Here is a 10635-nt window from a genome sequence, read left to right on the forward strand (position 1 = left end):
CATGATTGTTTAGAAAAATTATTAAGTGAAAAGGTGAAGGAGGGAGAGAATGGCAGCCATCGGACTTACAAGAGACTTACTAAGTCACTTATATACAAATAAAGGTTATTCAGATAAAGAAATTGCAGACTTTGTAGGATTAGACAGAACTTCCATCGTCCACATGAGACATACATACAACATAGAAGCGAGAAGAAGTGTAGGAGAGATTGGAGAACGATATGTGTTTCATAAATTATTGAAACTAGGTCATACAGTAGTAGATATGAACAAATTCGATAAAACGAGCATATTCGATTTATTGGCAGATGGGAAATGCAAAATTGAAGTGAAGTCGGCCAACATGGATAAGAACTCCTTTTACTTCTCCTTATCTAACAAAGCTGAATTACAGCATGTGGAATCGGACCATCGTATCAAGTTGAAGAACGGAAGAACTAGAAAGCTCTATAGAAAGACTTGCGACTACATGATTTTAGTAGGTTTTGATAATAAGAGAGTGTATCCGTTTATCGTACCATCCAATGAGATAGATGATCGCAGTCAAGGGATTAGAATCACGTTAAAACGCGACAACAAGTATTGGGAGTATTTCCAGAAATGGGAGCAATTAAAAAAGCCCTCTGTTGGCGCAGAGGACCCGCAAGAAAAATAATTCATATTACAGTATATCACTCTAGGACAACTTTATACCATTGAGGTGAAAAAAAGTGGCGAAATACAGACACGTTCACGTTGAATTTTGGCAAGACCCTAAAGTATTAGAAGAAATGACTCCTGAAGATAAATACTTTTATCTGTACCTACTTACAAATCCTAATACGACTCAAATAGGAGTTTATCAGATAACTAAGAAACAAATGGCTTTTGATTTGGGCTACTCCACAGAAACTATCAATAGCTTGTTGGAACGATTTAGAACTGTTCACAAACTAATTAAATATAATGACCAGACTAGAGAACTTGCCATTGTTAATTGGGGGAAATACAACCTCAATAAAGCAGGAAAGCCTGTTATAGATTGTATCAAAAAAGAATTATCGGATGTAAAAGATAAAACATTGCTCTGGGAAATCATGAATAACATCCCTAATGAAACCATTACTAATGAGTTTTCACGATACGTCTACGATACGTACCACGATACGTCAACGACACGTGGACAAAAAGAAAAAGAAAAAGAAAAAGAAAAAGAAGTAGTAGAGGAAACTCCTCCTGCTACAACCAATCCCATTCATTTTTACGAATCTGAAATAGGCAGACTTTCACCACTCCAGATGGAAGAACTATGGCAATGGGTAGATGATTTCAACGGTCAGTCTGAAATAGTAATTGAAGCTATCAAAATAGCTTTGGATAGAGATCGTAAAACAGTCGGCTTTATAAAATTCCTCCTCAAACAGTGGAAGGAGAAAAACGCTTTCACTTTAAATGATGTACAAGCTCTTGAGAAATCATATGCAACGAAAATCAATATTAGAACACATCAAAAACAAAATGAATTACCAGTGAAATACAACGCACTAAGCCTGGAGGATTACTGATGTTAAACATTCAAGAAGTAGTCCATGAATTAGAAGGTAATTTACTAGGTTGTTTATTAAAGGATCATAGCTTAATAGACGAAGTGGTGTTATCTGAGCATCACTTCCAATCCCTTCTACATCGAGAATGGTACAAGCTCCTAATGGATTTTCATAAAGACGGGAAACGATTAGATTTTATCACCTTAAAAACCGTGGATGATGTGAAGGTTCATGAGATGGGTGGTTCTAGGTATATGAGTGACATGATCAACAGTGTCCCGTCACTCTATGCTTTCCCTACTTACCAACAATCTATTCTGGACTATCACAATATATCCAAAGCGAAGGACATTGCCACAGACTTCCTATTCAATGTGAGTCAGTTTGCGAAAAAAGAAGAGCTGCTGTCCTTCATGGAAAAGGTTTCACGATTAGAAATTAGCACAGTGAATCAAAAAGAAAACTTTAAGAGTCGAGTAGCTAAACGTGTAGGTGAACATATGGATGCCCCATTAAAGGGCTATAGCGGTGTAAATACAGGTTTTGAAACGCTCAATAAACTAACAGATGGTTGGAAACGAAAAGACCTCATAGTGCTTGGTGCAAGACCTTCAATGGGCAAGACGGCATTTGGCCTCGCCACACTCTGGAAAGGTAGCCAACAAGATCCAGATGTTATGCCAACCTTCATGAGTGCAGAAATGCCAGATGGGGGAATCATTGACCGATTAATAGCCCAAGCCGGAAATATCAACTTAGCCAAATTACGAAACATTAATAAATACTTTAAAAGTCAAGAGGAACATAATCGTTATGCTCAAACCGTCGGAATTTTAGAGAGTAGTAGATTTGAAGTGTATGAAGAAGTAACCGTTCCTGCCATTCGCGCAAGAATGAGGCAACGAATTAAGGAACATCCAGATAAAAAGCATATATGCTGCATTGACTTTCTTACTCAATTAAGGCCAATCAATCCAACAGGGAACAGCAATTATGATTACGGAAATATGGTGCTTGATATCAAACAAATGGCTAAAGATTTGAATATCCCTGTAATTCTTCTTGCCCAATTGAACAGACAAAACGAATCCAGGCAAGATAAGCGACCTACCATGTCAGATATTCGAGATACCGGAACAGTCGAACAAGCAGGGGATATTATAGGATTTCTCCATCGAGAGGATTACTACAAGCGCGATCAGGAACCAACGAACATCACAGAGTTGATTATTGCTAAAAACCGTCAAGGAAGAACAGGAGTTTTAAAATTCAGAAGTGATTTAGAGACTCAAAATTTCTATGACATATATTTGGAGGGGAAATGACCGTTCAAGAAATATACGAAAAAGCTGTTTCAAGTCCGTATTGGGAGCTGCAGTTGCTTATTGAGTTTCTGGTGCATGAGAAAAAGGTCTTGGAGTTTACAGATGATGAAGAAAAGCTACAGTTTTACTTTCAAGACCGATTCAATACACAGATGAACGAACACATAAAACAGTACAAAAGACTAAGGGAAGGTGGAAAGCGTGCTCATTGAAGATGTTCTAGTGGAATACGATTCTCAAGGACGTATTAAATACCATCCAGAATTACATAACAAACAAGGATTGCCTTGGTCAGAGGAAGACTTAGAATATCTTTGCAAATATGAATCAATAGATGACCGACAAACGATAGCGATGGCACTAGGTAGAACGGTCACAACGGTAGATACAAGGTTGCATTTACTAAAAAAGACTGGCCGATTTGAGTATTACAAAAATCTGAATAAACATTGGTGAATGGGATGGAAGTACAAATTAAAGAATTACAAGAACAGTTAAGAAAGAAAGACGAAGCACTTGCCTTAATGGAAAAAGAAATTAAAGCCTTATTTAAACAATCCGAGTATTGGAGATTACGAGCTTTAAAGAATGCGGAAGAATCACTAATCGATGTGAGGGTGTAAACAGGAAATGACTATGGATTATGCATTGGAAAGGAAGGAAATCAACGGGGAATATCTCACTAAAGAAGATATTTTAGAGAAGTACCAAAAGGCTGTCCACAAAGTATTGAAGCCGTATGTAAAGAGAGCAAAAATGCATGGAGTTGAATACGAGGATTTATATAGTGAGGGGCAAATTGGGTTAATGAAAGCCTATGACAATTATGATGATTCTCTAGGATTTAAATTTTTAACGTATGCTTTTCCGAAAATCTTAGGAGAAATTCGACGATTCATGCGGGACCAAAATGCTGGACCAAAGTTTTCAAGAAAAGTAAAAGAATGGGCAGTTAAAGTGACGATGGATGATTCAGTTAATGAGATAGTAGAGAAATTAGGTATCAAGACAGATGAAGCGAAATTAGTTGTTGATTATAAACGAAATTTTTTATCAGTTTCGACTAACCAATTGATCGCTGGAAACGGGAATGGTGATAAGGATATGACCATCGAGGACACCTTATCCACTCAGGAAGATTTCAGCAGAGTTTTCGTGGACGAGTTTATGGATTATTTGAAGGAACATCACCCTAATCATCACATTGTTGTTAAAGGGTTGCTGTCCAATCAGTCACAAGCTCAAATCGGTGAAATTTTAAAGGTTTCACAAGTGCAAGTATCAAGAATGATAAAAGTCCTTCGTGAAATATATGAGGATTACAAAGGAGACGAAGATATGAGAAAACCTGCTATTACTAAAGAACAATATTTAGCGCTTAAAAGACAGGGTCTTAAAAACAAAGAGATTTGTTTAAATCTTAACATTTCGGGTGTAACTCTTTCCAAATATAAAAATAAATGGAAAGAGTTAAGAGAACAAAAATATCCCGTTAAAGAAACGACAAAAACAATAGGTGAACATCCGCAGCTTATCGAAGTCTTGAAAAAGAAAATTGCGGATTTAGAGCGACAAGTTAAAGAACATCCAGAAATAATGAGGAAAATTACAGAGCTAGAATCTAAGAATTACAGACTGGAAGAAGAGATGAAAATTTTGGTTCAGAAACAGGATCAAATTATTTCTGCCACTGATGATGTAGAAGAAGAACTAAATCAATGGAGAAACAAAGCGAATTTATATGCTCAAGAAAATGAATGTTTAGTAGAAGTGAACAGAGACTTGCAGACTTATGCTGACGCTTCAAGAAGGGAAGCTAATGCAGCAAGAGCGTTATTGAAAGAGGTTCTGTAATGACACTTCGAAAGTTTAAATTGATTGACTCTTACATCTGTAATGAATGCATTGTTATTTTCTCTTTGCATACCAAAAGAAAAAGAGGAAGGGTGTTTTGCCCAAGTTGTGGGGATTGTTTCGATGTAACTAAACTAAGTGAAACCATCCAAACACGACCACCTCACAAAAATTGGACAGATGAAGAAATAGAATTAGTAGATCGCTGCATTAAAGGTGAATTACAGCCTTATCAAGTGGCATGGAAAACGAAACGTACCGTGCAATCAGTTAGAAATCGAGTGCATCGAAGGAAGGTTGAATTAAATCTAATCTAATGAGGTGTTGTGATGCAGACATTCTTTCCAATTCCTAAACCTTCTCATAAAAGGCGAGTAAAGAAACGCGGAGAGCGCAGCAAGTTTTCGAAGATGGTACGTGATGCGGTGAAACAGAATTATAACAATGAATGTGCAATGTGTAGCCGTTTAGCGCACCATGTTCATCATGTGTGGCCGAGGTCAAGGTCAGGAAGAAATGTTTATACAAACGGTTTATTACTTTGTAATGACTGTCATAAAGAAGTGCATGCAGACAACAAATTACTGAATCACTGGATAAGGCAATTCAAAGAGATGTACGGCAAACATTTTTACCAGGACAGAGAAGATCTAATGGAAGTGTACAAAACGGAATTTGGTAAGAAAACCAACCTAGAGGTTCAGAAGTGGATGGAACACAATGAGGTATTCGAGATATTAAGGAAATGAACAATAGACACAAAAAGCGAAGTGACTTGTAAGTAATTCTTACAGGTTGAAAGGAGATAAAAATGGGCGAAAAAATGGTTCCTGTAATTGTGTTAAAAAACAAGAATAAAGACAATCGGTATTTAGCTTCACATATGGATTTTGGAGATTGGGATGACCCGGATTTGGATGTAACCTCTGATGAAATCGAATGTGCCTATATGATTTGGAGGTCGGATTTATCAACTCCAAATGAATCGGATGTTGAAGAGGTAAAAAGGTTTTCGGAAATTCATAAAAAATATATGATTGATAAATTTGGTGAAGATGCAACAGTCACTTTTGATTTTGAGGAAATATTGAAAGTGTATGAACCTGTAAATATTGAAATATCTTATGAGAAGTTCGAGGTAGCAAAAGATTTAAATGAAGACTGATGGATAGTAGGTGGAGAAATGACAGTTAAATGTACTATGTACTGTCCTAAGTGTCAAAAAGGCTACGAAGTCAAAGACCTTCAATTACAATTCTTTTTCATAATGGAAGAGTGTAATGAGTGTAACGAAGAAGGGAAATTCGTTTTTAAAGAGTGTATTTTATAATGTCTTAGCACGGAGAATAGGGTTAGGTCTAACGTGAACTTAAGCTCCGGTACATAATGTACCAGACATAAAAGGAGTGAAGGAAATATGAGTAGTGCTTGCACTTGTCATATTGATGGAGAGTTATGTTGGTATTGTTTATATGAAAATCAGCGACAAATTAACATCAAGTATGAAAACACCTTGAGAGAAATTTCTCAAATGCAAAAAGTAAGAGGTATAGGCATTCTTGAAAATAAATACAACAAAGTAATTGATTTAGCTCAAATGGCAATGCGATACAAATAATTATGTCTCTTTCCGAAGATATAGCGCAACAAATGGGTGAAAGTGTGAAGATTGATACTGCTTCATACCTCAACCTAAAAATAGCAATAAATCACCATTTTCTATATTAGTCAATAATCATACGAACAGTAAAGGGGAACGAATTAATGAATAGTGTGCAAATTATCGGTAATATCTCAACAGACATTGATCTAAAAGCTATACCTTCTGGAAAGTTTGTAGCGAAGTTTAACGTAGCTATAAATAATCCATTTAATCGAGAAAAGGTTAGTTTCCTACCGGTTGAGGTCTGGGGTAAAGTCGCCGAAAACACCTCTAATTTCTGCAGCAAAGGAAGCAAAATTGGAGTTGTCGGTCATCTGGAAGTGGAGCAATGGGAAAAGGAAGGTCAGAAACAATATAAAACTAAGATAATTGCTTCTAGTATCGAGTTTTTAACGCCTAAGAGCCAAAATGAGAGTCGAAACACGCAAGGTAATACAAATACGCAGGAAACTGAAATAAGAACAGCGGGAGGCAGAAATAGCAGTCAATACAACCGCGTTGATGATCCATTTAAAAACTCTGGACAACCACTAGATATTTCTGATGATGATTTACCGTTTCAGTGAGGTAAAGCGATGAACTGGAACGAAGCAACAAAATCACAATTACTTACGATAGCTCTACACGATAATTGCCCGGTAGACCACAAATACCGGGCTGTGCAAGAGCTGCAAATGAGATGGAATCAAGATATGCTCCTAGATTTAGTCAGAATGTACGGACAGGGGAAAGAAGTATGGGAGATAGCAGAGTATTTAGGGATTAGTGAATCAGATGTAGCAGCAAGTATAAAGGATTACAAATTGTATCGGGGGAGAGTTAAGAATGAATCTACAAAAATTGTTTGAAGCACAAAGAAAGTTAGGAAAGGTCGGATTATTTAATTACAAAGGTGAAGATCGATTTAATAAATTGGTGCTGGCACTCCTGGTTGAATTGGGTGAGTGTGCGAATGAGTGGAGAGGGTTTAAGTTTTGGAGTAAGGACCAAGAGCCAAGAACGAAAGTGCAAATCCATAAATCAGCAAGTAATGGACCATTTTATAAAAACCCACTACTTGAAGAATATGTGGACGGATTACATTTTGTTTTGGAATTAGGGATTGAATTAGGATTTTCTAATCAGATTTCAAACATTAAACCTATTCAAAATCAAACAATCGAGCAACAGTTTATCTGGATAAATGTTAAAGCTACAGCATTAATAAATTATCAAAGTCTGCCGATGTATCAATATTTAGTTGCAAATTATATCGGTTTAGGTGAAATGCTCGGATTCACTTGGGAACAAATTGAACAAGCCTATTTCGAGAAACATGAGATCAACATTGAACGCCAGGAGAATGGATATTAATGAGCGAAAAACCAGACAACCTAACCATGCTGTTTCTAATAAACTCTGTTACGAATTTCAGCGATGAATAGCTATTAAGCCTAAGTGAAGAAGAGTTAACACGACTATACGAAGATAAGGTGGAGAAACGATGAAACCAGATTTATGTGGTGTATGTAATGAAGAGATACCTGTTCATCACGCTTGCGTTGCGAGGACAGAAACCCATACAGATTATTTTTATAAATCAACTTGCTATCACTTATCTTGCGAAGCCAAAATACCAAATAATCCATGTGCTGATTGTGGTCTTCATAGACTTATGTGTAATGAATGTAAGGAGGAATAGAGGATGAATACAAAATGGTACTGCTACCGTAACCCCATGACAGGTGATGAAGTCCGTAGGGATGAACCTATGAGTTTAGAAGAAATGCAGAATACAGGATTAGAGTTTATGAGAATGTATGATTGGTCGGTCAGTGAGAAGGAGCGTAAATGCAAATGAGCAAATACCACGCTAAGAAGACAATCATTGACGGCATTACATTCGATAGCAAAACAGAATCAGAGTATTACCTCCACTTGAAAGAAAAGTGTGAGCGGTGGGAAATCCAAGCATTTAATCTTCAACCATCTTTTGTGTTACAAGAAGGATTCAAAAAAGATGGTAAATGGCATAGGCCCATTATGTATATTGCTGATTTTGAAATATTACACACTGATGGTCGGATAGAAATAGTAGACGTCAAAGGATTCGAAACAGCAGACTTTAAGATTAAGAGGAAATTGTTTGAGAAGAAATATCCTTACACTCTAACTCTGATGAAATATGTGAAGAAGTATGGCGGTTGGATCTCAGTAGATGAATGGAAAAAGCTGAAGAGGGTGAAATGATGAATATTAGAATTAAAGAAATTCCTGAAGCTGATAAATACACCGTGTTCGGATGGTGGTATTACAGTCGTGTAGGTGAGGAATTCGAATTAATTAAAACAGAAGGACCGCCAAAAAAGTCGGAAATATATTATCTAGTAAAAGATGGTGACGATAAGAAACACGTTAAAATCGCTCATGCCGAAGTAGTGTGGTGAGCAAATGACTCCACCTATTCAAGAAGAAGTCTTATCACCCGAAGAACTGAAGGAAGCATTCAAAGAGGATTTACCTAAAGGAGCTGCACTAGCGATCAAACTACATAATGAGCTCCTAACATCCATCAATGCGTATGAAGAAAACCTAGATGCACTCACACCCTTCCAGATTGCCAAACTAGAACACTATTACAATCGTGCTGAGCGTGAAGCGTGGAAGATAGCAGGATACTACAAGAGCCAGTATCAGTTCTATTTTGGTAGAGCCAGTACAGAGCGTGGACAAAGTTATATATATGAGCGTGAGACGAATAAGAGGGCAATCAATGACTCGAACTATGCTAGTCGGATAAAAGAGGGCATTAACCTCGAAAAGTCAGGGATTTATGAAGGGTATTATGTGACCTGGAAAGGGATTGCGGTTTCCTATCAAGGAATGCAGAACACATTGAAAGACATGATTAAGGCGATTAAGAAAGAAGATGGAGAGCAATAGTCCGGTTATCAAGTTTTACTTTACAACTGTTCGGTAATTCCGAATTGTTGTTGACCTAAAAAGCGAAGGAGTGAAAAACATTGAAAGATTGTCCTAAATGTAAAAATAAAATGGTTTATTCCTCTGGATATCTAGTGTTATGGGATGGGGTAGAGGTCGAGATTATAGTTTGTAAAAAATGCGGTTACGAAGAAAATGTAAAGGAAACTGCATAGTTCGAAACTATAGTTTACGTTTAAACCGTAAAAATGCAAAGTATAGATAACACAGGGGGAAAATAGATGAATTCATTTCAAATATACAATGATCTACTACTGGACATAGAAATCCTCCAAGAACAAATAGAAATGGCAGATAAAGAACGAATGCAATGGTATATCGGTGGTAGGTTATTTAATACTGTGCCGATGGATAATGCGATAGCCCGATTCGATAAGCTGTCAGATAAAATTGAAAAGATGCAAGAAACACTATTAATCAAAATAGCTGCAAGGAATCGGATTGTGGAGCAGTTAGAACAATATGCAGGATTAGAATACAAAGTATTTTACATGAGATTCGTACAATGTAAGTCATTAAAAGAAATCGCAGAAGAATTACAATATAGTTACGATTACATCAAAGAAGTATCCTCACGAATTGGGAAAACAACCCACCACGAACCCACTGACATATTGATAAAAGCATAGTAACATGAGAGTATAAAAGGAATCATTGATGATACCTTTTAAATTCAATAAACACTAAAACGATCCTGCGTTTTGTAAAAAGGTGGAGAGGCGATACTCGGTAACAGGGGTATCGTCTTTTTTCTGTTCGATAATGGTCATAAGTGGGAAATCAAGCGACAACATACGTCATGGGGTGGGGGCGGTCGCTTATTTGTTTTTTGTAAACAGGATATTCGAAATATGCTTGCTCATCTTCAGTCCTTAGTGACACGGTTTCCTGCCGGGGTGGCACAGGAAAGTATAAAGGGTATCTTGTTTAGAGGAAATAAGAATGGAGTGGATAAGATGGTTGATTGGATTAAATCAAGATTCAGAAATCATCGTTATGTAAGTATAGGGACCTCTTCTACAGGTGGAACTAAATACAAATGTATCTATTGCAAAAAGGAATTCTATTTGCCGTTGGAATGGTCTTTTTCTATTGACGTGAAGAAACTAAAAGGATGCAAAGGTAGGGGATAGAGAATGGAATACATGGTATTTGCTTTAGTATTACTTCTTCTGGTATTCATCATCAAGCGAGAAGAACAGGTCAAAGACGAACGTAAGGATTTATTGGATCGCATTATGGCGAAAGATTATATGGAATATAAAGAAACAACAACCGAGCCAGT

20 protein-coding genes are annotated in these 10635 nt (G+C 36.9%); all 20 read left to right on the top strand.

Annotated elements, in window-relative coordinates; all coding sequences use genetic code 11:
• Positions 1-49 precede the first annotated feature (49 nt).
• The 20 genes from DBX25_RS04205 to DBX25_RS04295 all read left to right on the top strand — a co-directional run bounded on the left by DBX25_RS04205 (position 50) and on the right by DBX25_RS04295 (position 10483).
• A complete protein-coding gene (locus DBX25_RS04205; protein WP_108669523.1) occupies positions 50-655 on the top strand; it encodes a hypothetical protein in 606 nt (201 codons plus the stop codon).
• Positions 656-710: 55 nt separating this feature from the next.
• Positions 711-1544, top strand: coding sequence for a DnaD domain-containing protein (locus DBX25_RS04210; protein WP_108669524.1), 834 nt, complete (start codon positions 711-713; stop codon positions 1542-1544).
• On the top strand, positions 1544-2851 hold the full coding sequence (locus DBX25_RS04215) for a replicative DNA helicase (protein WP_108669525.1): 1308 nt from the start codon (positions 1544-1546) through the stop codon (positions 2849-2851). Before DBX25_RS04210 ends, DBX25_RS04215 begins: the two co-directional genes overlap by 1 nt.
• Positions 2848-3063, top strand: a complete 216-nt coding sequence (locus DBX25_RS04220) for a hypothetical protein (RefSeq protein ID WP_108669526.1) — start codon at positions 2848-2850, stop codon at positions 3061-3063. The genes DBX25_RS04215 and DBX25_RS04220 overlap by 4 nt, the downstream gene beginning before the upstream one ends.
• On the top strand, positions 3053-3307 hold the full coding sequence (locus DBX25_RS04225) for a DNA-entry nuclease (protein WP_108669527.1): 255 nt from the start codon (positions 3053-3055) through the stop codon (positions 3305-3307). Before DBX25_RS04220 ends, DBX25_RS04225 begins: the two co-directional genes overlap by 11 nt.
• Positions 3308-3312: 5 nt before the next feature.
• Positions 3313-3474 (top strand): hypothetical protein, encoded by a 162-nt coding sequence (locus DBX25_RS20485; protein ID WP_157950876.1) that lies wholly within the window; start codon positions 3313-3315, stop codon positions 3472-3474.
• A 7-nt stretch (positions 3475-3481) separates the two neighbouring features.
• On the top strand, positions 3482-4705 hold the full coding sequence (locus tag DBX25_RS04230) for a sigma-70 family RNA polymerase sigma factor (protein ID WP_108669528.1): 1224 nt from the start codon (positions 3482-3484) through the stop codon (positions 4703-4705).
• On the top strand, positions 4705-5022 hold the full coding sequence (locus DBX25_RS04235) for a hypothetical protein (RefSeq protein ID WP_108669529.1): 318 nt from the start codon (positions 4705-4707) through the stop codon (positions 5020-5022). Before DBX25_RS04230 ends, DBX25_RS04235 begins: the two co-directional genes overlap by 1 nt.
• A gap of 12 nt (positions 5023-5034) precedes the next feature.
• Positions 5035-5454 (top strand): HNH endonuclease, encoded by a 420-nt coding sequence (locus DBX25_RS04240; RefSeq protein WP_108669530.1) that lies wholly within the window; start codon positions 5035-5037, stop codon positions 5452-5454.
• Between the two features lie 62 nt (positions 5455-5516).
• Positions 5517-5870 carry a hypothetical protein gene (locus DBX25_RS04245; RefSeq protein ID WP_108669531.1) on the top strand — a complete coding sequence of 118 codons (354 nt, stop codon included), beginning with the start codon at positions 5517-5519 and terminating at the stop codon, positions 5868-5870.
• Positions 5871-6122: 252 nt separating this feature from the next.
• Positions 6123-6323, top strand: a complete 201-nt coding sequence (locus DBX25_RS04250; RefSeq protein WP_108669532.1) for a hypothetical protein — start codon at positions 6123-6125, stop codon at positions 6321-6323.
• Positions 6324-6469: 146 nt separating this feature from the next.
• On the top strand, positions 6470-6934 hold the full coding sequence (locus DBX25_RS04255; protein ID WP_108669533.1) for a single-stranded DNA-binding protein: 465 nt from the start codon (positions 6470-6472) through the stop codon (positions 6932-6934).
• A gap of 9 nt (positions 6935-6943) precedes the next feature.
• Entirely contained in the window at positions 6944-7216 is a 273-nt protein-coding gene (locus DBX25_RS04260; RefSeq protein WP_108669534.1) for a hypothetical protein, read from the top strand.
• Positions 7194-7721 carry a dUTP diphosphatase gene (locus DBX25_RS04265; protein ID WP_108669535.1) on the top strand — a complete coding sequence of 176 codons (528 nt, stop codon included), beginning with the start codon at positions 7194-7196 and terminating at the stop codon, positions 7719-7721. Before DBX25_RS04260 ends, DBX25_RS04265 begins: the two co-directional genes overlap by 23 nt.
• 331 nt (positions 7722-8052) lie before the next feature.
• Positions 8053-8208 (top strand): hypothetical protein, encoded by a 156-nt coding sequence (locus DBX25_RS20490; protein ID WP_157950878.1) that lies wholly within the window; start codon positions 8053-8055, stop codon positions 8206-8208.
• Positions 8205-8597 carry a DUF1064 domain-containing protein gene (locus DBX25_RS04275; protein WP_108669630.1) on the top strand — a complete coding sequence of 131 codons (393 nt, stop codon included), beginning with the start codon at positions 8205-8207 and terminating at the stop codon, positions 8595-8597. The genes DBX25_RS20490 and DBX25_RS04275 overlap by 4 nt, the downstream gene beginning before the upstream one ends.
• Positions 8594-8794, top strand: coding sequence for a hypothetical protein (locus DBX25_RS04280; RefSeq protein ID WP_157950879.1), 201 nt, complete (start codon positions 8594-8596; stop codon positions 8792-8794). Before DBX25_RS04275 ends, DBX25_RS04280 begins: the two co-directional genes overlap by 4 nt.
• Before the next feature lie 4 nt (positions 8795-8798).
• Positions 8799-9290: a hypothetical protein gene (locus DBX25_RS04285; protein WP_108669538.1), complete on the top strand. Its 492-nt coding sequence runs from the start codon at positions 8799-8801 to the stop codon at positions 9288-9290.
• Between the two features lie 281 nt (positions 9291-9571).
• On the top strand, positions 9572-9979 hold the full coding sequence (locus DBX25_RS04290; RefSeq protein ID WP_108669539.1) for a hypothetical protein: 408 nt from the start codon (positions 9572-9574) through the stop codon (positions 9977-9979).
• Between the two features lie 222 nt (positions 9980-10201).
• On the top strand, positions 10202-10483 hold the full coding sequence (locus DBX25_RS04295; RefSeq protein ID WP_108669540.1) for a hypothetical protein: 282 nt from the start codon (positions 10202-10204) through the stop codon (positions 10481-10483).
• The last annotated feature ends 152 nt before the right edge of the window (positions 10484-10635 follow it).

The sequence above is a fragment of the Peribacillus acanthi genome, assembly GCF_003073175.1.
Classification (GTDB): domain Bacteria; phylum Bacillota; class Bacilli; order Bacillales; family DSM-1321; genus Bacillus_BN; species Bacillus_BN acanthi.